Below are 18,740 nucleotides of genomic sequence, written 5' to 3' on the forward strand. Positions count from 1 at the left end.
ATCGATGAGCCTGCACACCACCCCGTCGCAAACTGTTGGCCCGTACTACCGGCTCGGGCTGGAGCCGCTGTATCGCGCGCAGCTCGCGCCTGCGCAGGCCGCAGGCACGCAGGTGCGGGTCAGCGGTTGCGTCTTCGACGGCGCCGGCAGCCCGGTGGCCGATGCGGTGCTGGAACTGTGGCAAGCCGACGCGGCCGGCATCTATGCGCATGCCGCCGACGCACGCTGCGAGGCGCACGATCCCGGCTTCGATGGCTGGGGCCGCGTGCCGACCGACGCGCAGGGGCGTTTTTCCTTCAGCACCATCAAGCCGGGCCGGGTCGCTGGCCCCGGCGGCGTGCCGCAGGCCGCGCATCTGACCGTGCTGGTGTTCATGCGCGGCCTGTTGCGCGGCGTGTCGACGCGGCTGTACTTCGCCGACGACCCGCAGCTGGGCAGCGATCCCATCCTGGCCCTGGTGCCGGCAGAACGTCGCGGTACGCTGCTGGCCCAGTCGCGTGGCGGCAGCGACTACGTGTGGGACATTCATATGCAGGGTGATGCAGAAACCGTGTTCTTCCACTATTGATCGCATCGTCGGCGCGCTGTTGGCTGCTGCGATGTGTCCGCATGAGCACGACGCCTGCATCCGCGTGCAGACGCTGCACGCAGATGCAGCGCGGCAAGCAACCACGTGGCAATACGCGATGCCGTCGACGACCCGTCGCGATCGGCACGTGACCGGCGCGCGGCGCCGTGATCCGCAGGGTCAGTTGCATTGGCGAAACACGCAGGCCGCGCGCATGACCATGCCAGACAAATACGTGTGCACGCCACGCACACCTGCGTTTGCACCACGCCCCACCGCGCACGCCAGTTGGCACTCCCGCGCATCGGTGCCATGCTGCCGGCACGCCACCAGAGGCCATGCATGACTGCGACGTCTTCCCTGCTGGGATCCCTGTTTGGCGAACCTGCCTGCGACGCATTGTTCGACGATGCGGCGCGCGTGCAGGCGATGCTGCAATTCGAATCCGCGCTCGCCCGCGCGCAGGCGCAATGCGACGTGATTCCCGCCGAGGCCGCCCAGGCCATTGCGGCCGCCTGCGACGTGCAGCATTACGATCTGGCCGCGCTGGCCCAGGCCACCGGACTTGCCGGCAACCCCGCCATTCCGCTGGTCAAGGCGCTGACCGCGCGCTTGGCCGCCCACGATGCGCAGGCCGCGCGCTGGGTGCACTGGGGCGCCACCAGCCAGGACGTCATCGACACCGGCACCGTGCTGCAGCTGCGTGCCGCGCTCGACCTGCTGCTGCCGCGCCTGCAAGGCCTGTGCGCCGAGCTGGCTACGCTGGCCGAACGCGAACGCAACACCGGCCTGCCTGGTCGTACCTTATTGCAGCAGGCGGTGCCGGTCACCCTCGGGCTCAAGGTCGCCGGCTGGCTGGATGCGCTGCAGCGCGCGCACCACCGCCTGCAGGTCCTGCAACGTGATGGCCTGGTGCTGCAGTTCGGCGGTGCGGCCGGCACGCTGGCGTCGTTGCAGGAGCGCGGTCTCGCTGTCGCCCAGGCGCTGGCAACCACGCTGGCGCTGCCGCTGCCCGCGTTGCCGTGGCATACCGCCCGCGATCGCCTGGTCGAGGTTGGCTGTGCGTTCGGCCTGCTGGCCGGCACCCTGGGCAAGATCGGTGGCGACGTGGTGCTGCTGATGCAGTCGGAAGTCGGCGAAGTGTTCGAGCCGGCCGCGGCTGGCAAGGGTGGCTCCTCGGCGATGCCGCACAAGCGCAACCCGGTCTCCAGCGTCGCCGCGGTTGCCGCCGCCACGCGCGTGCCCGGCCTGGTCGCGACCCTGTTCAGCGCGATGGCGCAGCCGCACGAACGCGCCGCCGGGCAATGGCATGCCGAATGGGAGACCTTGCCGCAGATCGTGTGCCTGACCGCCGGCAGCCTGGCGCAGATGCAGGCCTGCCTGGCCGACCTGCAACTGGATCGCGCCGCCATGCGCGCGCACCTGCACAGCCATGGCGGCGCGCTGTATGCCGAGGCGGCGGTGTTCGCGCTGGCACCAAGGCTCGGCAAGGCGCAGGCGCATGCGCTGGTCGAGCGCGCGGTGGCGCGTGCACAGGCGCAGCAGCGCCATCTGCGCGAGGTGCTCGGTGACGACGCGCAGGTGGGCGCGGTGCTCACGCAGGCGCAACTGCAGGCGGTGTTCGATGTGGACAGCTGGCGCGGCATGTCCTCGGTCTGGATCGATCGCGTGCTGGCCGGTTCCTCATCCCGCTGACGGTGCTCCGATGGCTTATCTCCAGTTGCCCACGCATCGCCTGCATTACCGTCTCGACGGCACCGAAGGCCGCCCCTGGCTGACCTTCTGCAATTCCCTGGGCACCGACCTGCACATGTGGGACGCGCAGATCGCCGCGTTTGCGCCGTATTACCGCATCCTGCGCTATGACCGCCGCGGCCATGGCGATTCGGACACGCCGCCCGGCCCGTACCGCGTTGCCGACCTGGGCCAGGACGTGCTGGCGTTGTGGGATGCGTTGCAGATCGCGCAGAGCGACTTCTGCGGCCTGTCGATCGGCGGACTCACCGGGCAATGGCTGGGCCTGCATGCGCCGCAGCGCCTGCGCCGGCTGGTGGTGTGCGCCACCGCGCAGAAGATCGGCAGCAGCCAGAGCTGGAACGCGCGGATCGAACAGGTGCGCAGCGAAGGCCTGCCGGGGCTGGTCGATGCCACCTTGCAGCGCTGGTTCACACCGCCATTTGCCAACCGCCATGCGCAGCGCCTGGACATGATCGTGGCCGCCTTCGTGTCGACCTCGCCGCAGGGCTACATCGCCTGCTGCCAGGCGGTGGCCGACGCCGACTTCCGCGGCGCGCTCGACACCCTGGAACTGCCACTGCTCGCACTGGCCGGCGACGACGATCCGGTCTGTCCGCCGGCCGATCTGCGCGAGATCGCCTATGCCGCCCCACGCGGCCACTACGCGCAGGTGCCCGGCCGGCATATCTGCAACCTCGAATCGCCGGCCGCCTTCAACGACAGCGTGCTGGGCTTTCTGCAGGCCGACCACGTGTGACCCTCGCACGGCCAGCCAGGCAGTTGCCCCACGCGCGAAGCCGGCACCTCGATCCGGCAGGTGCGACGCTCGGCATTCCCGGTCGTAGCTTGCATCTGTGCCCAGCTGACCCATGCATGCCGCACCAGGTCGGCAACGTCGACGGCGACCCATGCACCTGACACGTCAGCGCCTACCCTGCGGCCGCAGGTGATGTGCAACGTCCCGATTCCCGATTCCCGATTCCCCATTCCCCATTCCCCATTCCCCATTCCCACGCAGGAGAACTCCGATGCACGAAGACGAGCGTTACCAGGCAGGTCTGCGCGAGCGCCGACGCGTCCTGGGCGATGCGCATGTCGAGCGCTCGCTGGCCGCACGCACCGCGTTCACCGACGAGTTCCAGGCGCTGATCACCCGCTATGCCTGGGGCACCATCTGGACCCGCGATGGCCTGCCCGCACACACCCGTTCGCTGCTGACCCTGGCGATGATGGTCGCGCTGGGCCACGACGAGGAATTCAAGCTGCACGTGCGCGCCGCGCGCAACAACGGCGTCACCCCCGAGCAGATCAAGGAAGTGTTGCTGCAGGCCGCGGTCTATTGCGGCGTGCCGGCCGCCAACCATGCCTTTGCGCTGGCCAAGCCCATCCTCGAGGAGCAGGCGGGCGACGCAGGGCCGGCAAGCGAAGGCTGACAACCACGGCGACGCGCGAGTGCAGCAGGCACGCGTCGCTGGCGCGCCAGGCGGCGATGCACCGCGATCGGTTCGGATGGCGTGCCGCTGCTAGGCCAGCAGCGCAGGTGCGGCAAGAATGCAGACGCAATGCATCTGGTTGCGTGCTGGCGGCGCCGTGAGCACAACGGCCGGTGATGACATCGCCCATCGACGACGGGATGATGGACATGCGGCGACCGACAACCGCTTCCGGTCGCACAGGACATTCCCCACGAGGTTGCCGATGCTGCTGCGTACCGTTTGCCTGCTCTTGCTGCTGCTCGCCGCCTCCGGGCTGCAGGCACGACCGCATCCCGGGCCCGGGACCCGCCTGGCGCAGGTGCGCGCCGACGATGGCCAGACGCTGGCGGTGTGGTCGCGCGTCCCGGCGCAGCCGCGCGGCACGATCCTGCTGGTGCATGGGCGCACCTGGAGTGCGTTGCCCAATTTCGACCTGCAGGTTCCCGACGAACCGCGCGATGCGCGCTCGGTGCTGGCGGCATTGGCGCAGGCCGGCTATGCCGCCTACGCGGTGGACCTGCGCGGCTATGGCGGCAGTGCGCGCGATCCCAGCGGCTGGAACACGCCCGCGCGCGCGGTGGCCGATGTCAGTGCGGTGCTGGCCTGGGTGGCCCGTCAGCACCCGCAGCTGCCGGCGCCGGCGTTGCTCGGTTATTCCAATGGCGCGCGGGTGGCGCTGCTGATCGGCCAGCAACACCCGCAGGCAGTGTCGGCGTTGGTGCTGTACGGCTTCCCGGACGATGTCGACGCAGCCCCCGACGCCACCCCGGCGCCTGCGCAGCCAGTGCGTGCGCGCACCACGGCCGCGGCGGCCGGCGAGGATTTCATCACCGCCAACGCCGCCCCGCCCGGCGTGCGTGCGGCCTATGTAGCGCAGGCGGTGTCGGCCGACCCGGTGCGCACCGACTGGCGCGCCATGGAGCAGTTCGCCTTCCAGCCGGAGCAGGTGACCACGCTGCCGGTCCTGCTGCTGCGTGGCGTCGACGATCCCATCGCGACCCAGGCGGACAACGCGCATCTATACGCACGTCTGCGCAGCCAAGACCGCAGCTGGGTCACGCTGCCGCACGCCGATCACGTGGCACATGTCGAGGACACCCATGCCGCCTGGGTGGATGCGGTGGTGAGCTTCCTGCGCCGGCCGCGCTGAGCGCGCCGGCAGCCCGCTAGCTCAACAGCGCGCCCAGCCGCTGCGCCGCCTGCTTCAACGGCTCCAGCAGCGTCTGCATCGTCTGCAGGCTCACGCGCCCGGCCTGGGCGCCGATGTTGAGCGCGGCGATCACCTCGCCACGCAGGTTGCGCACCGGTACCGCGATCGAGCGCAGGCCGATTTCCAGTTCCTGGTCGGTCAGGCACATGCCTTCGCGGCGCGTACGTGCCAGCACCTCCAGCAATGCCGATGCCTGGGTCACGGTGCGGTCGGTGCGCGGGCGCAGCGTGGTGCGCTCCAGGTACGCCTGCAAGGTGTCGCCGGGCAGGGCGGCCAACAGGACGCGGCCCATCGAGGTGCAATAGGCCGGCAGGCGCGTGCCCGGGCGCAGCCCAATCGACATGATGCGCACCGTTTCTGCGCGCGCCACGTACAGCAGGTCGTCGCCGTCCAGCACGCCCAGCGAGCAGGATTCGTGCAACTGGTCGCGCAGCCCGTCCAGCACCGGCTGCGCCGCCGCCGTCATCGACGAAGACGCCGCATAGGCGCCGCCGATCCCCAGCACACGCGGCAGCAGCACGTAGCCGCGGCCCTGCTCGCCGACATAGCCCAGCCTGGCCAGGGTATGCAGTACCCGCCGCACCGCCGCACGCGAGATGCCGGTCTCCAGGCTGATCTGCGACATCGTCACCTCGCGCGCGTGCTGGGCGAACACGCTCAGCACCACCAGCCCGCGGCCCAGCGAGGTCATGAAGTCCGGGTCGCCCTGGGCCGCGGCGATCTGCTGCATCAACTCGTGTGGCAGGCCGCGTTCGCTACCGCCGGTGGCCACGGCGGTGGGGCGTTTGCGTCGGCTGGAGGCGGGCTCGGGCATCGGATCGCGGGTTGGAGGGGTCCATGCATGGTAAGCGCTCACGCCGATGCATGCGCCCGGTCGCAGCTTGTGCCCGGACATGTAAGCGCTTCACCCTGGTTGCCGCATAATCGTTGCTGGTTTGTTTCGGATCGGTCCCCTTAGTCCATGAAAACCCCCAAGGGCCTGCAACCGCTGATCGACGACGGCATCATCGACGAAGTGTTGCGACCACTGAAGAGCGGCAAGGAAGCATCCGTCTACGTGGTCAGCACAGGCGCCGACATCCTGTGCGCCAAGGTCTACAAGGACATGGCGCAACGCAGCTTCCAGGCGCGCGTGCAGTACCAGGAAGGCCGCAAGGTGCGTGGCAGCCGCCAGGCGCGCGCGATGGGCAAGGCCACCAAGTTCGGCCGGCGCGAAGCCGAGACCGCGTGGAAGAACACCGAAGCCGAGGTGCTCTATCAGCTGATGGATGCCAGCGTGCACGTGCCCAGGCCGCGCGGCTATTTCCATGGCGTGCTGCTGATGGACCTGGTCACCGACGAGGCCGGCCACAGCGCACCGCGGCTGGGCGAGGTGGACCTGGAACCGGAACAGGCGCGCAGCTTCCATGCCAGCCTGATCGGCGACGTGGTCAAGATGCTGTCGCTGGGCCTGGTGCACGGCGATCTGTCCGAATACAACGTGCTGGTCTCGCCCGAGGGCCCGGTGTTGATCGACTTCCCGCAGGTGGTCAGCGCTGCCGGCAACAACGCCGCCCGCGACATGCTGCTGCGCGATGTGCACAACCTGCGCGATTGCCTGGGACGGTTTGCACCGGAACTGCTGGAAACCCATTACGGCGAAGAGATGTGGGCGCTGTTCGAAAAGGGTGAGTTGCGCCCGGACAGCGTGCTGACCGGACGCTTCAAGTTCGACACCCGCCGGGCCGACGTGCGTGCCATCCGCGCCTCGATCGAAGACGCGCGCCAGGAAAACCTCATCCGTCAGCAGGGCCGCGAGGCCGCTGCCGAGGACGACGACTAGACTGCCGCTGCCCTGGCGCGCGCGTCGGCGCGACAGCGACAGCGCTGCCGGCATGCAGCGCGCAGGAGATCGCACAGGTGCGCGCCGGTGCAGGCGCGTAGATGCGTTGCAGTGCAGCAAAAAACCGGCGACGCCCGATCGCGGCGACCATTTGCTGGACACCGCCACTGCGGCTGCATGCGTCGGCAGCACCGGATTTTGCGGCGCTGCGGCGCATAGTCGGCAACGCCATTGAAATGATTGATGACGGTCGATGGTGATTGATCATAAGTATCTGGCAGGCTCAGCCATCGTCTCCTGGAGAGTCCGTCATGTCGTTTGATCCCGATGTCGCGCGCCTGTTTGCCCAGCTTCAACACGCCGCTCAACCACCGATGGAAACCCTGCCAATCGAGGGTGCCCGCGCAATGATGCGTGCACTCGGCGCGCAGATGGGTTTTCCACGCGTGGAGATGGCCGAGGTGCGCGATCTGCAGGCCGATACCGCGGCCGGCCCGGTGCGCCTGCGCCTGTATCGCCCGCCAGGGCTAGCCGGCGGCCCTGCACCGACCTGCCTGTTCGTGCACGGCGGCGGCGGTGTGGTGGGCGACCTGGACTCCCATGACGATGTCTGCCGGCAACTGGCGGCGCGTGCCGGCTGCCAGCTGCTGGCGGTCGACTATCGCCTGGCGCCGGAACATCCCGCGCCGGCGGGCGTGGAGGACGTGCTGGCGACCCTGCACTGGCTGGTTGCCCAACCCGATGCGGTCGGTGCCGATGCACAGCGCCTGGCAGTGGCTGGCGACAGTATCGGCGGGGCCATGGCCGCGGTCGCGGCGCTGGCCGCACGCGACGCCGGGATCGCGTTGCGCTGCCAGGTGCTGGTATATCCGCTCACCGATGCGCGCGAGGACAACGGGCAGTATCCGTCGCGATCGCACAACGCCGGCCTGCCGCCACTGACCACCGAGGCGGTGCGCTTCTTCAACCGGCATCTGTTGCCCGATCCTGCCATTGCACAGGACTGGCGCGTCTCGCCGATGCTGGTGCCGGAGGTGGCCGGCGTTGCGCCCGCACTGGTCATCGTGGGCGACCGCGACATGCTCTACGACGAAGGACGCGGCTATGCCGAACGTCTACGCGCGGCCGGCGTGGAAGTCACCCTGCACAGCTTTCCCGGAATGATCCACGGTTTCATCAACATGGGTGGGGTCCTGCGCGCCGCCGACGAAACGCTGGAGATGGCGGCACTGCTACTGCGCCAGCGCTTGCTGCCTGCCGTCGAGCGCAGGGCGGCGTAAGGCATGCGTGCGGCAGGCGTGCATGCGCGCGCTGCCGCGGCACTGCAGCCACTCGCGCATGCAGGTCACCGGCGTCGGGAAGCCCCGGCCGAGCCGGTGGCCGCGCAAGCCTTGCGGCCGCCCATCACGCTTCAGAAATTGAAGCGGAAGGTGGTCATCAGCACGTGGTTTTCGCGGTCCACCGTGCTGGTATTGACGAACTGGTTCAGATAGCCGACATCGACATTGGCAACGTCGTTGAACTTCCAGTTGATGCCGACGAAGACGCGGTTCTGGTCCAGGCCGCGTCGCGCACCCCATTCGGTCTGATCGAGATTGACGAACAGTTCGTTGAACGCCACCCACGACAGTTGTGCAGACAACGCACTGGGCCGGACCGCTCTGATCATCTGGCGCACCCGATACCCTTCCTCGCTGAATCCTTCGCGGTGACGCTGCTCCAGGCGGGTGCGGCTGGTGATGGTGATGTCGGCAATCGGATCGAACTGATATTGAAACTGGCCCCACCAGCGGTTTTCGCGGTTGGAGGATTGCCCGGCCGGGTGGCTGATGATGGTGTCGTAACCCATCCAGACACTGGCCTTGGGAGTGAACCGGTAAAACACCGCGGGACGCAGGATCAACTGGTCGAACTGCTCGCCCTCTTCGCGCCAGCGCGGATGCACATCCATGCTCCAGTACAGGTTCTCGACCGGCAGCTTGCCCTGGGCATACACGCTCAGCCAGTAACGCCCGTCTTCCTCGGTCTGCGCGGCCGCTTGCGAGGTGCCGCCCAGCATCAGCAGCAGGGCGGGGCAGGCGATTCGGTAGGTTGCCGACAGCAGCGCGCGCAGTGGGTTCATGGTCAGGATGTCGTCAGTGGTGCCGGAGCATACCAACTCGGTCGCGACCTCCATCAAGCTTCCCGGCATCGCCCGTGCGATACCGGCGCATTGCTTCGCATGCGGCGACATGGAGTCGCGCCATGACATCGGTTGACAAGCATCCACGCATTTTCGGCGTGTAAAGCGATGGGGTCGATCAAGCCGCCGACATCAACGTGTCAGTGCATCGGCGCGCACTCACGCCACCTGGCTGCGGCGCGCCCGTTCCAGATGCACCAGCAGCAGCGAGATGGCCGCCGGCGTCATGCCGGGAATGCGTTGCGCCTGGCCGATGTTCTGCGGGCGCACGCGTTCGAGTTTCTGCTGTACTTCGATCGACAACCCACGCACGCCGGCATAATCGAATCCTTCCGGAATCGGCGTGGTTTCGTGGCGTTGCTGGCGCGCGATGTCGTCGCGTTGGCGATCCAGGTAGCCGGCGTACTTGACGCTGATCTCCACCTGCTCGGCCACCTGCGCATCGTCCACGCCCGGCCCCAGGGTCGGCACGCGCATCAGCGTGGCGTAGTTGAGTTCGGGGCGCTTGATCAGGTCCAGCACGTTGGTTTCGCGGCTCACTGCCACGCCCAGGGTCTGGGCCACTTCGCGGCCCAGCGCATTGCCCGGGGTCGCCCACAGCAGCGACAGGCGCGCGCTTTCGCGCTGCACCGCCTCCTGCTTGGCCGCAAACCGCGCCCAGCGCGCATCGTCGACCAGGCCCATGGCACGGCCGACGCCGGTCAGGCGCGCATCGGCATTGTCCTCGCGCAGCTGCAGCCGGTATTCGGCGCGGCTGGTGAACATGCGATACGGCTCGGTGGTGCCATGGGTGATCAGATCGTCCACCAGCACACCCAGGTAGGCCTCGTCGCGGCGCGGCGACCACGCCGGTAATCCCTGTACATGGCGCGCGGCATTGAGGCCGGCGAGCAGGCCCTGGGCGGCGGCCTCCTCGTAGCCGGTGGTGCCGTTGATCTGGCCGGCGAAGAACAACCCGCCCACTGCCTTGGTTTCCAGCGAGGCCTTGAGCCCGCGCGGGTCGAAGAAGTCGTATTCGATCGCATAGCCGGGGCGGGTGATGTGCGCCTGCGCAAACCCGTGGATCGAGCGCACCAGCGCCAGCTGCACGTCGAACGGCAGCGAGGTGGAGATGCCGTTGGGATAGATCTCGGCCACGTCCAGGCCTTCGGGCTCGACGAAGATCTGGTGGCTGGTCTTCTCGGCAAAGCGCACCACCTTGTCTTCGATCGACGGGCAGTAACGCGGGCCGATGCCTTCGATCTGCCCCGAATACAGCGGCGAGCGATGCAGCGCGCTGCGGATGATGTCGTGGGTCTGCTCGGTGGTCTGGGTGATCCAGCAGCTGACCTGGCGCGGGTGATCGCCGAGCTGGCCCATGAACGACATCACCGGCAGGGGATCGTCGCCGGGTTGTTCGGCCATCACGCCGTAGTCGAGCGTGCGCCCGTCGATGCGCGGCGGGGTGCCGGTCTTGAGCCGGTCGATCGCAAACGGCCGCTCGCGCAGACGCGCGGCCAGCGTGGTGGCCGGCGGGTCGCCCATGCGCCCGGCCGCGTACTGGGTTTCGCCGACATGGATCTTGCCGGCCAGGAAGGTGCCGGCGGTCAGCACCACCGCCGGCGCTTCGAAACGCAGCCCGGTCTGGGTGACCACGCCGCGCACGCTGTCGGCTTCGGCAGCGCCGTGGTGGATGATCAGATCGTCCACCGCCGCCTGGAACACGGTCAGGTTGGGCTGCGTCTCGACGATGCGGCGGATCGCATTGCGGTAGAGGTTGCGGTCGGCCTGGCAGCGGGTGGCGCGCACCGCCGGCCCCTTGGAGGCATTGAGGGTGCGCCACTGGATGCCGGCCTGATCCGCCGCGCGTGCCATCGCCCCGCCCAGCGCGTCGATCTCCTTGACCAGATGGCCCTTGCCGATCCCGCCGATGGCCGGGTTGCAGCTCATCGCGCCCACCGTCTCGATGTTGTGGGTCAGTAGCAAGGTGCGGGCACCGGCGCGCGCGGACGCCAGCGCCGCCTCGGTGCCGGCATGGCCGCCGCCGATCACGATGACGTCGTAGCGATAGAAGGAGTCGGACATGAGCGTGGACCAGGAGCAGAAGAAGGTTGGCGGCCGCGAAAGTATCGGCTGAAGGGCGGTTGAGGTCACGAAACCAGTAAAAGTGTGACTTACATCACATTATCGAATGCTGACCCTCAAGTTGGCATGTTCCGTGCGGATATCCCTACTGCACCCGTCGTGGCATTGCGACATGGGCGCAAGGCTGGAATTGGAACAGGGGCCAGCCACGCGTGCGACGGGGTCGCGTAAGGGTCGGTAGTCGGGGGACTGCCGACCCTTATTTTTTTTCCGGAATCCATGCCGGCCGCAAGCCCGCCTTCCGGGTTGGGATGCCCACAGGTACGGCAGAGCGGAAGACAAAAACATAAAGCCCCGGCATGCCGGGGCTTTATGCATTGGAGGCGCCGATATCCGACAGGGCCGGAACAGGGGGGATCCAGATTTCCCTGTCGGACATCGACATAAGTCGGTCAGTGAAGCGAGTCAGGTCAAAAAATGACGTGGCGGGTCACACAGAGCACCTAGCTTGCGACCAAGTGCCGGCTGAACGCAAGCCCCCAACATCATCATTTGTGGGCCACGTCGCAGTCAGCCACTCAGGGAATCTGCTGGCGTGTGTTGCGGGGTGCGGTCTGCCGTTGAATCTCACGGATCACCCGCGGTGGTGCACCGATGCGTGGCGGCGGCCGCGACGGCGGCGCACCGGTCGCCGGGGGGCGGTTGGGTTGCTGCGGGCGCGGCCCGTTGGGGCGGGGGCCGTTCGGACGCGGGCCGTAGAACGAGCCATTCGGACGCGGCGGCCGGTACTGCGGGCGTCGATCGTTCTGGCGGTAGTAATAGCCGCCACCGCCGCGGTAGACCGGATACACCGGGTAGTCGTACAGCCCGATCGACCCGGCACCATAGGGGTAGCCGTACGGGCTGCCGTAGGAATACGGTGAGTACCCCGGCGGGTAGCGGTACTGCACCGCGGGCGCGCCGCGGTAATAGCCGCCCGACCCAGCGCCGGTGTAGTCGTACGTTGCGCAGCCGCCCAGGGCCAACAGCCCGGCGGCGAAGATCAGACGGAATTTCATCGATGGTGCCCTCCTGCAACCATGGTGTCACTTTCGAGCCGATGCTTTGAATCGGTCCTTAACTGTGCCGCAATGTGGCGCTTCTTCATCGATCCAGCATGCGCGGGCAGTGCGCCTGCAGCCGTGAAGGCGGGGACGATACGTTAATCTTGCAGGCATGATCGAGACGGTCCCTCCTGCCCATTCCGACGTCCTGCAAGCCGCTGCGCGCATCGCGCCGCAGTGCGCGCCGACACCGCTGCTGACCGCGCACAGCCTGGACGCCCTCTGCGGCGCGCAGCTGTTCTTCAAGGCCGAACACCTGCAGCGCAGCGGCGCATTCAAGTTCCGTGGTGCCTGCAACGCGGTGTGGTCATTGCCGGCCGGGCTTGCCGCACGCGGTGTGGTCACCCATTCGTCCGGCAATCACGGCGCCGCACTGGCGCTTGCCGCGCGCACGCGCGGGATCGGCTGCCATGTGGTGGTGCCCGAAGGCGCGGTGGCCGCCAAGCTGGCCAATATTTCCCGTCACGGCGCCACGCTGTGGCGTTGCGCGCCCACCATCGCGGCGCGCGAGCAGATGTGTGCCGAGGTCCAGGCCGGCAGCGGCGCGACGCTGGTGCATCCGTATACCGACCCGGCCGTGATCGCCGGGCAGGGCACCGCCGCGCTGGAGCTGCTGCGGCAGAGCGGCGGGCTGGACGTGCTGGTGGCACCGGTCGGAGGCGGCGGGCTGGCGGCAGGCACTGCGCTGGCGCTGCAAGCGGCGCCGGGCTGCAAGCTGGTGCTGGCCGAGCCGAGCGGGGCGGCCGATACCGCGCGCTCGCTGGCGGCTGGCGAGCGCCTGGTCGACTTCGTGCCCGACACGCTCTGCGACGGCCTGCGCGGCACCCTGGGCGCGCCGAATTTCGCGCTGTTGCAGGCCGCCGGCGCTCAGGTGATCACCGTGGACGATGCGGCGGTGGTGCAGGCGATGCGGTTGATCTGGCAGGTCCTCAAACAGGTCGTGGAGCCGTCCTCGGCGATTGCGCTGGCGGCGGTGCTGGCCGACCCGGCACGCTTCGCCGGGCGGCGGGTCGGGCTGATCCTGTCCGGCGGCAATGTCGACCTGGACGCGCTGCCCTGGGCCGCGGCGTGAGCAGGCGCTCGCGCGGGATCGGTCTGTGGGGCTGGTGCTGGCGCCTGTGCATGCTGGCGCTGATCTGGCTGGTGGGCGTGGCCGGCTGGATCGTCTGGGTCGGCGATCGCGACCAGGCCGCGCCGGCCGACGTGATCATCGTGCTGGGTGCGGCCGCCTACGACGCGCGCCCCTCGCCGGTGTTCGAGGAGCGCATCCGGCATGCGCTGGACCTGTACACGCAGGGCTACGCGCCGCGGCTGCTGTTCACCGGCGGCTTCGGCAACGGCGCGCGCTTTGCCGAATCGCAGGTGGCGCGGCGCTATGCGCTACGCCACGGCGTCCCGCCGGAAGCGATCGTGATCGAGACGGTCTCGCGCACCACCCGGCAGAATCTGCAACAGGCGCGCGCGCTGATGGACCGGCACGGCATGCACCGGGCGATCATCGTCAGTGACCCCTTGCACATGGCGCGCGCGCTGCGGCTGAGCCAGGAGCTGGGGGTGGACGCGCTGGCCTCCTCCACGCCCAGCACGCGCTTTCGCAGCTTCCACACCAGCTGGCGCTTCCTGCTGCAGGAGGTCTATTACTTCCACCGCGATCTGGTGGTGCAGGGCGCCTGAGGCCGGGTGTGCTGCATGGCAGGCGTGTCCAAGCGCAGCACGCGCTCTATGATGCGGCTTTCCCAGCGGCAGGTGCGAGCATGAGCGAGCGCAATCGGCAACACGCCATCGGCCTGGTCCAGGCCTATTACGACGCATTCAACCGCGGCGATTGGGATGCCATGCTGGCGTTCCTGGCCGACGATGTCGCGCACGACCTCAATCAGGGCCCGCGCGAGATCGGCCGGGCGGCATTTGCCGCCTTCCTGCAACGCATGAACGACAGCTACCGCGAGCAGCTGCGCGATGTCGTGGTCACCGCCAACGAGGACGGCACGCGGGTCGGTGCCGAGTACGTGGTGCACGGGGTCTACCACACCACCGACGAAGGCCTGCCGGAGGCCAACGGGCAGACCTACGTGCTGCCGGGCGGTGCATTCTTCACTGTGCACGACGGCAGGATCACCCGTGTCACCAACTACTACAACCTGCAGGAATGGATCGCGCAGGTGGCGCGCTGAGTGCATCGATCGGCGCGGGCCAGCCCTGCGTAGGAGCGCACCCGGGCGCGACCAGGCATTGCGGTAACGCCTCATCGCGCCTGGGTGCGCTCCTACGTGGTGGGTTCGGTGTTGTGGCATGACTCCGGCGTTGCGGCATGACGCGGTGCATACCTTGCCTGGACCGATCGGCATGGGCAGCCAGACCTGCGCAGGAGCGCACCCGGGCGCGATGGGTGTTACCGGTAACGCCCCATCGCGCGCAAGCGCGCTCCTGCGCGGTGGTCCGGGTTACAGCAGCACGATCCCGACCACCACCAGGATGAAGATGCCCCACTTGAGCGTCTGGTACAGCGGGTTGTTGCGCTCCTTCAGCGCCTTGGCCTTCAGCCGCGCGGCATAGAAGTAGCGGAACACGCGGTTGATGCCGCCGGTCTTGTCGCCTTCCTGGTTGGGCGAGGCACCGGCCGAGAGCAGGCTGCGGCCGACGAAGCGGTTCACCGCCGCGGCCCAGCGCCAGCGCATCGGGCGCTCGATGTCGCAGAACAGGATGATGCGGTCCTGGTCGGTGTCGTTGCGCGCGTAGTGGATGTAGGTCTCGTCGAACATCGTCCATTCGCCATCGCGCCAGCTGTGGCGCTGCCCGTCGACGTCGATGAAGCAGCGGTCGTCGTTGGGCGTGGCCAAACCCAGGTGCAGGCGCATGGACCCGGCGAACGGGTCGCGGTGCGGGCGCAGTTCGCTGCCCGGCGGCAACTCGGCGAACATCGCGGCCTTGACCGTGGGGATGGACTTCAGCAGCGCGGTGGTCTGCGGGCACAGCTCGGACGCCGACGGGTGCGCGGTGCCGTACCACTTCAGATAGAAGCGCTTCCAGCCGCGGCGGAAGAACGAGTTGAAGCCGATGTCGGTGTAGCCGTCGGCGGCGCGGATCTTCTGCATCTGCTGCAGCGCCACCGCTTCATCGCGGATCAGGGGCCAGTTGGCGCGCAGCGGCGCCAGTTCCGGGAATTCCTTGCCGGGATCGATGAACGGTGTGGTCGGCACCCGCGAACACAGATACATCAGCGTGTTGATCGGCGCCATGAAGGTGGAATGGTCCAGCAGCTGCCGGCTGAGCCGGTGCCGCACGCGACCGCGGTAATGGATGTACAGCGCCGATGCGATGAACAGCGCGATGATGAGCCACTTCAACATTGGGAAGACCAATTGGGGGGCGGGGGCCGCAACCATCAGCGCGGCGATCAAAACGACAAACGGCCGGGCGGGCGCTGGCGGTGCTCGGAACCTGCATGTATCACGCGTACACGGCGGTCCCTGCGCGCCGTCTGCAGCCACCTGGCGATCGCTTGCGACGTAGTGCGAGCCACGCTGGTTGAGGCATTGAACAAGGTGAGCCGCAACAGGAACCTGCGGCCGTTGACTGCTGAATTCTACCGGGTGTCGGGACCGAGCCTGACAGGTCGGCATTGGTGTGGTCGCAAAACTGTGTGTCTCGCCGGCAGCGGCTGCGGTGCTGCCGGCGATCTGCACCGTCGCTAGTCGATGCGGCGGCGGATCGGAATCGAGGCCACCGGCACGCTGGCGACGTCATGCCCCTGTTCGCGGATGGGCGCGCCCGGTGCCGGTGCCCAGGCATGGGCATAGATCACTTCCCAGGAGCTGGGCAAGGTGCCGTCCGGCCGCCGCAGCGGCTCGTAGGCGGCGCTGGCGGCGGCAAAGCGGCCGCGCCCGGTCAGGGTGGCGCGGCGATTGCTGAGCGCGTTGGTGGCACCCATCGCGCGCAGTTCGCGCATCAGCGCGGGCAGGTCGCTGTAGGTCAGCGTGAACAGGTCGCGGTCCAGCACCGGGTCGCGGAAGCCGGACATCAGCAAGGCATCGCCGAACTGGGCGATCGGCGGGAAGCGGCTGACATGCGGGGCCGGGTCGGCCTGGGCGAAGGCCTCGCGCAATTCGATCAGTGTCTCCGGGCCGAAGGTGGAGCACAGCAACAGGCCGCCCGGCCGCAGCGCGCGGCGGAAACCGGCGAATACTGCCGGCAGGTCTTCCACCCACTGCAGGCACAGGTTGCTGAAGATCACATCCACGCTGCCGTCGGCCACCGGCAAGGCGCGCGCATCGGCGCAGACCTGCGCGAACGGCTTCCACCAGCCCGCCGCCTTGCGCGCCTGGCGCAGCATCGGCATGGCCTGGTCCAGCGCGATCACCTGCGCCTTGGGCCAGCGCTTCTTGATCGCGGCGCTGGCATGGCCGGGGCCGGCGCCGATATCCAGCACCACCTTGGGCACCTGGTCGCCCAGGTAGTCGAGCGATTCGAGCAGGCGCGCTTCGGCTTCGCGCTGTAGCGCGGCGGCGGCGGCATAGCTGCTGGCGGCACGCGCAAAGGCGCGCCGGACGTGGCGGGGGTCGAAAGTACTGTTCATGAGCGGCGCTATTGTCGCCTGTGGCCGGGGCGGAGGGAATCGATGTGTGGTGCGGGTGCGGACTGGCGATCGGCCCGGAGCAGTGCAAGCGGTCGGTCCGCCAGCGACAGCATGGCGACCGCAATGGACCGGCAGGGTATCTCGACGAGCGCGTCGTTGAAGCAACCGGAACGTCCGCCGCAGTTGCCGCAACCATCGGCCCGCAACGTCCGCCTCGAGCGCGTCGGCCACCGCATTGGCCACACCCATCGGCATGGCCGGCGCGTCCTAGAACGTGCCGGGATAGCTGCCGCCGTCGATCAGCAGGTTCTGCCCGGTGATGTAGCCGGCCTGCGCGCTGCACAGGAACGCGCAGGCCGCGCCGAATTCGTCCGGCTCGCCGAAGCGTGCGGCCGGAATGCCTGCACGCTTGCGCTCGGCGACCTCTTCGGCGCCGAGGCCTTGCTGTCGGGCGATTGCCGCGAAGTTGCCGCGCAGGCGGTCGGTGGCGAACTGGCCGGGCAATAGATTGTTGATGGTGACGTTGTCGGCGACCGTGCTGCGCGCCAGCCCGGCGACGAAGCCGGTGAGGCCGGCACGCGCGCCATTGGACAGGCCCAGGATGTCGATCGGCGCCTTCACCGCACTGGAGGTGATGTTGACGATGCGGCCGAAGCGCCGTGCGCGCATCGCATCGACGCTGGCGCGGATCAACTCGATCGGCGCCAGCATGTTGGCATCCAGTGCGCGCAGCCAGTCGTCGCGTTCCCACTGGCGAAAATCGCCGGGCGGCGGGCCACCGGCGTTGTTGATGAGGATATCCACCTGCGGGCAGGCGGCGAGGGCATCGCTGCGTCCCTGCGGGGTGGCGATATCGGCCGCCACGCTGCGCACTTCGCCGGCGCCCGGCAGTGCGCGCAGCGCATCGGCGGACTGCTCCAGGGCATCGCGGCCGCGCGCGACGATCACCACGTTGACGCCTTCGCTGGCCAGCGCGCTTGCGCAGCCCAATCCCAGGCCCTTGCTGGCGGCGCACACCAATGCCCAGCGCCCGGCGATTCCCAGATCCATGCGTGTGTCCTCGATCAGCGATGGCGCATGATCGACGATCGGTTCACGGCACGGACGCAACGAAGCGTTGCAGCGCCTCGGCGACCTGGTCGGCGTGGCCAAGAAACGGTGCGTGGCCGCCACCGGCAATGGTCAATGCCTGCGCGTGCGGAGCCAGCGCCGCGGAGGCCTGCATGCCGGCCGCCGGCACCAGCCGGTCGCGCTGGCCGGCAATCCACAGGCTGGGGCGTGTCAGCTGCGGCAGCGCGCGGCGCAGGTCGGTGCGCTCCAGCAGGCCAAGACCTTGCTGCAACGCTGCGGCGGCTGGTTCGCCGCGCGCCACCAGCGTCTCGCGCAGGCTGCGCAACTCGGCGCGGGCATGCGCCGAGCCCAGCGTGTCCAGCGCCAGAAAGCGCTCCAGCGTGCCGCGATAATCGCGCGCCAGGTCCTGGCCGAATTGCACGAATACCTCGCGCTCGACCGCGTCGGGCCACTCGGGGCCACGCACAAAACGCGGCGTGGCCGCGATCATCGCCAGCCCGCGCACCTTGGGCTGGGTGGCTGCGGCATGCAGTGCGAACAGCCCGCCCAGCGACCAGCCGACCCACACCGCCGGCGGGGTGGCCGCGGCGATGCCGGCGACCACGTCCGGCAGCGCCAGCGGTGTGCTGTCCTCGCGGCTGAAACCGTGCCCGGGCAGGTCCACCAGATGCAGTTGATGGTGCGCGGCCAGGCGTTCCACCAGCGGCGCGAACACGCCGCCGTGCAACGCCCAACCATGCAGAAGAACCAGCGCAGGCCCGTGGCCGATGACATCGATATGCATGCGGGGATTGTCGCCGATTGGACAATCGGTGCGCGCAGATCCGTGCCGAGTCGGCGCATGGCGCTTGTACGTGGCGCGTTGACTCCGGGATCCGAAGCAGCTCCGTTGCGTGCGCACATGACCCTGATCGCGGCAGTGGCAACGCCAA

18 protein-coding genes and 1 other RNA gene are annotated in these 18,740 nt (G+C 68.5%); 11 read left to right on the forward strand and 8 right to left on the reverse strand.

Features of this window, described 5'->3' with window-relative positions:
- Nucleotides 1-4: 4 nt before the first annotated feature.
- The 5 genes from pcaG to CPBF1521_RS01910 all read left to right on the forward strand — a co-directional run bounded on the left by pcaG (nucleotide 5) and on the right by CPBF1521_RS01910 (nucleotide 4,930).
- Complete coding sequence (pcaG, locus tag CPBF1521_RS01890) at nucleotides 5-568, forward strand: protocatechuate 3,4-dioxygenase subunit alpha (protein WP_115675726.1); 564 nt, start codon at nucleotides 5-7, stop codon at nucleotides 566-568.
- Between the two features lie 342 nt (nucleotides 569-910).
- The gene (locus CPBF1521_RS01895) at nucleotides 911-2,263 is read left to right on the forward strand and encodes a 3-carboxy-cis,cis-muconate cycloisomerase (RefSeq protein ID WP_115675727.1); all 1,353 of its coding nucleotides are present in this window, start codon (nucleotides 911-913) and stop codon (nucleotides 2,261-2,263) included.
- A 10-nt stretch (nucleotides 2,264-2,273) separates the two neighbouring features.
- Complete coding sequence (gene pcaD, locus CPBF1521_RS01900) at nucleotides 2,274-3,062, forward strand: 3-oxoadipate enol-lactonase (protein ID WP_115675728.1); 789 nt, start codon at nucleotides 2,274-2,276, stop codon at nucleotides 3,060-3,062.
- A gap of 271 nt (nucleotides 3,063-3,333) precedes the next feature.
- Nucleotides 3,334-3,738: a 4-carboxymuconolactone decarboxylase gene (gene pcaC / locus CPBF1521_RS01905; protein WP_104583844.1), complete on the forward strand. Its 405-nt coding sequence runs from the start codon at nucleotides 3,334-3,336 to the stop codon at nucleotides 3,736-3,738.
- Between the two features lie 265 nt (nucleotides 3,739-4,003).
- Complete coding sequence (locus CPBF1521_RS01910; protein WP_181901071.1) at nucleotides 4,004-4,930, forward strand: alpha/beta hydrolase; 927 nt, start codon at nucleotides 4,004-4,006, stop codon at nucleotides 4,928-4,930.
- A gap of 16 nt (nucleotides 4,931-4,946) precedes the next feature.
- On the opposite strand, the gene CPBF1521_RS01915 is transcribed toward CPBF1521_RS01910, so the two are convergent.
- Nucleotides 4,947-5,804 carry an IclR family transcriptional regulator domain-containing protein gene (locus CPBF1521_RS01915; protein ID WP_115675729.1) on the reverse strand — a complete coding sequence of 286 codons (858 nt, stop codon included), beginning with the start codon at nucleotides 5,802-5,804 and terminating at the stop codon, nucleotides 4,947-4,949.
- Nucleotides 5,805-5,951: 147 nt separating this feature from the next.
- On the opposite strand from CPBF1521_RS01915, the gene CPBF1521_RS01920 reads away from it, so the two are divergent.
- Together CPBF1521_RS01920 and CPBF1521_RS01925 are read left to right on the forward strand one after the other, a co-directional pair.
- Nucleotides 5,952-6,812 (forward strand): PA4780 family RIO1-like protein kinase, encoded by an 861-nt coding sequence (locus CPBF1521_RS01920; protein ID WP_115675730.1) that lies wholly within the window; start codon nucleotides 5,952-5,954, stop codon nucleotides 6,810-6,812.
- 311 nt (nucleotides 6,813-7,123) lie between these two features.
- A complete protein-coding gene (locus CPBF1521_RS01925; RefSeq protein ID WP_115675731.1) occupies nucleotides 7,124-8,092 on the forward strand; it encodes an alpha/beta hydrolase in 969 nt (322 codons plus the stop codon).
- Nucleotides 8,093-8,223: 131 nt separating this feature from the next.
- Here the strand turns inward: CPBF1521_RS01925 and CPBF1521_RS01930 are convergent, their stop codons facing one another.
- The 3 genes from CPBF1521_RS01930 to CPBF1521_RS01940 all read right to left on the reverse strand — a co-directional run bounded on the left by CPBF1521_RS01930 (nucleotide 8,224) and on the right by CPBF1521_RS01940 (nucleotide 12,116).
- On the reverse strand, nucleotides 8,224-8,934 hold the full coding sequence (locus tag CPBF1521_RS01930; protein ID WP_115676483.1) for a DUF2490 domain-containing protein: 711 nt from the start codon (nucleotides 8,932-8,934) through the stop codon (nucleotides 8,224-8,226).
- A gap of 219 nt (nucleotides 8,935-9,153) precedes the next feature.
- Nucleotides 9,154-11,058 (reverse strand): tRNA uridine-5-carboxymethylaminomethyl(34) synthesis enzyme MnmG, encoded by a 1,905-nt coding sequence (gene mnmG / locus CPBF1521_RS01935; protein WP_115675732.1) that lies wholly within the window; start codon nucleotides 11,056-11,058, stop codon nucleotides 9,154-9,156.
- Nucleotides 11,059-11,636: 578 nt separating this feature from the next.
- Nucleotides 11,637-12,116, reverse strand: a complete 480-nt coding sequence (locus CPBF1521_RS01940; protein WP_047124571.1) for a hypothetical protein — start codon at nucleotides 12,114-12,116, stop codon at nucleotides 11,637-11,639.
- Nucleotides 12,117-12,273: 157 nt separating this feature from the next.
- Between CPBF1521_RS01940 and CPBF1521_RS01945 the strand changes: the two genes are divergently transcribed.
- The 3 genes from CPBF1521_RS01945 (at nucleotide 12,274) to CPBF1521_RS01955 (ending at nucleotide 14,335) form a co-directional block, all read left to right on the forward strand.
- A complete protein-coding gene (locus CPBF1521_RS01945) occupies nucleotides 12,274-13,233 on the forward strand; it encodes a pyridoxal-phosphate dependent enzyme (RefSeq protein WP_104649102.1) in 960 nt (319 codons plus the stop codon).
- Complete coding sequence (locus tag CPBF1521_RS01950; RefSeq protein WP_104649188.1) at nucleotides 13,218-13,835, forward strand: YdcF family protein; 618 nt, start codon at nucleotides 13,218-13,220, stop codon at nucleotides 13,833-13,835. The genes CPBF1521_RS01945 and CPBF1521_RS01950 overlap by 16 nt, the downstream gene beginning before the upstream one ends.
- 80 nt (nucleotides 13,836-13,915) lie before the next feature.
- Nucleotides 13,916-14,335 carry a nuclear transport factor 2 family protein gene (locus CPBF1521_RS01955; protein WP_115675733.1) on the forward strand — a complete coding sequence of 140 codons (420 nt, stop codon included), beginning with the start codon at nucleotides 13,916-13,918 and terminating at the stop codon, nucleotides 14,333-14,335.
- Nucleotides 14,336-14,605: 270 nt separating this feature from the next.
- On the opposite strand, the gene lpxO is transcribed toward CPBF1521_RS01955, so the two are convergent.
- Nucleotides 14,606-15,511, reverse strand: a complete 906-nt coding sequence (lpxO, locus tag CPBF1521_RS01960) for a lipid A hydroxylase LpxO (RefSeq protein WP_016903250.1) — start codon at nucleotides 15,509-15,511, stop codon at nucleotides 14,606-14,608.
- Nucleotides 15,512-15,606: 95 nt separating this feature from the next.
- Here lpxO and CPBF1521_RS01965 point away from each other — a divergent pair.
- A non-coding RNA gene (locus CPBF1521_RS01965) (sX9 sRNA) lies at nucleotides 15,607-15,682 on the forward strand.
- Nucleotides 15,683-15,852: 170 nt separating this feature from the next.
- Here CPBF1521_RS01965 and bioC read toward each other — a convergent pair.
- The 3 genes from bioC to bioH all read right to left on the reverse strand — a co-directional run bounded on the left by bioC (nucleotide 15,853) and on the right by bioH (nucleotide 18,592).
- On the reverse strand, nucleotides 15,853-16,737 hold the full coding sequence (gene bioC / locus CPBF1521_RS01970) for a malonyl-ACP O-methyltransferase BioC (protein ID WP_115675734.1): 885 nt from the start codon (nucleotides 16,735-16,737) through the stop codon (nucleotides 15,853-15,855).
- A gap of 267 nt (nucleotides 16,738-17,004) precedes the next feature.
- Nucleotides 17,005-17,787: an SDR family oxidoreductase gene (locus tag CPBF1521_RS01975; RefSeq protein WP_115676484.1), complete on the reverse strand. Its 783-nt coding sequence runs from the start codon at nucleotides 17,785-17,787 to the stop codon at nucleotides 17,005-17,007.
- Nucleotides 17,788-17,830: 43 nt separating this feature from the next.
- Nucleotides 17,831-18,592: a pimeloyl-ACP methyl ester esterase BioH gene (gene bioH, locus CPBF1521_RS01980; protein ID WP_115675735.1), complete on the reverse strand. Its 762-nt coding sequence runs from the start codon at nucleotides 18,590-18,592 to the stop codon at nucleotides 17,831-17,833.
- Between the last annotated feature and the right edge of the window lie 148 nt (nucleotides 18,593-18,740).

Source organism: Xanthomonas euroxanthea (assembly GCF_900476395.1).
In the GTDB taxonomy this organism is placed as follows: Bacteria; Pseudomonadota; Gammaproteobacteria; order Xanthomonadales; family Xanthomonadaceae; genus Xanthomonas; species Xanthomonas euroxanthea.

What these genes read in the sequence shown, in the direction of transcription:
- bioH (WP_115675735.1), bottom strand. Translation starts at nt 18,592, where the DNA reads ATGCATATCGATGTCATCGGCCACGGGCCTGCGCTGGTTCTTCTGCAT.
- CPBF1521_RS01945 (WP_104649102.1), top strand. Translation starts at nt 12,274, where the DNA reads ATGATCGAGACGGTCCCTCCTGCCCATTCCGACGTCCTGCAAGCCGCT.
- lpxO (WP_016903250.1), bottom strand. Translation starts at nt 15,511, where the DNA reads ATGTTGAAGTGGCTCATCATCGCGCTGTTCATCGCATCGGCGCTGTAC.
- CPBF1521_RS01895 (WP_115675727.1), top strand. Translation starts at nt 911, where the DNA reads ATGACTGCGACGTCTTCCCTGCTGGGATCCCTGTTTGGCGAACCTGCC.
- mnmG (WP_115675732.1), bottom strand. Translation starts at nt 11,058, where the DNA reads ATGTCCGACTCCTTCTATCGCTACGACGTCATCGTGATCGGCGGCGGC.
- CPBF1521_RS01915 (WP_115675729.1), bottom strand. Translation starts at nt 5,804, where the DNA reads ATGCCCGAGCCCGCCTCCAGCCGACGCAAACGCCCCACCGCCGTGGCC.
- CPBF1521_RS01940 (WP_047124571.1), bottom strand. Translation starts at nt 12,116, where the DNA reads ATGAAATTCCGTCTGATCTTCGCCGCCGGGCTGTTGGCCCTGGGCGGC.
- bioC (WP_115675734.1), bottom strand. Translation starts at nt 16,737, where the DNA reads ATGAACAGTACTTTCGACCCCCGCCACGTCCGGCGCGCCTTTGCGCGT.
- pcaC (WP_104583844.1), top strand. Translation starts at nt 3,334, where the DNA reads ATGCACGAAGACGAGCGTTACCAGGCAGGTCTGCGCGAGCGCCGACGC.
- CPBF1521_RS01955 (WP_115675733.1), top strand. Translation starts at nt 13,916, where the DNA reads ATGAGCGAGCGCAATCGGCAACACGCCATCGGCCTGGTCCAGGCCTAT.
- pcaG (WP_115675726.1), top strand. Translation starts at nt 5, where the DNA reads ATGAGCCTGCACACCACCCCGTCGCAAACTGTTGGCCCGTACTACCGG.
- CPBF1521_RS01910 (WP_181901071.1), top strand. Translation starts at nt 4,004, where the DNA reads ATGCTGCTGCGTACCGTTTGCCTGCTCTTGCTGCTGCTCGCCGCCTCC.
- CPBF1521_RS01930 (WP_115676483.1), bottom strand. Translation starts at nt 8,934, where the DNA reads ATGAACCCACTGCGCGCGCTGCTGTCGGCAACCTACCGAATCGCCTGC.
- pcaD (WP_115675728.1), top strand. Translation starts at nt 2,274, where the DNA reads ATGGCTTATCTCCAGTTGCCCACGCATCGCCTGCATTACCGTCTCGAC.
- CPBF1521_RS01975 (WP_115676484.1), bottom strand. Translation starts at nt 17,787, where the DNA reads ATGGATCTGGGAATCGCCGGGCGCTGGGCATTGGTGTGCGCCGCCAGC.
- CPBF1521_RS01920 (WP_115675730.1), top strand. Translation starts at nt 5,952, where the DNA reads ATGAAAACCCCCAAGGGCCTGCAACCGCTGATCGACGACGGCATCATC.
- CPBF1521_RS01925 (WP_115675731.1), top strand. Translation starts at nt 7,124, where the DNA reads ATGTCGTTTGATCCCGATGTCGCGCGCCTGTTTGCCCAGCTTCAACAC.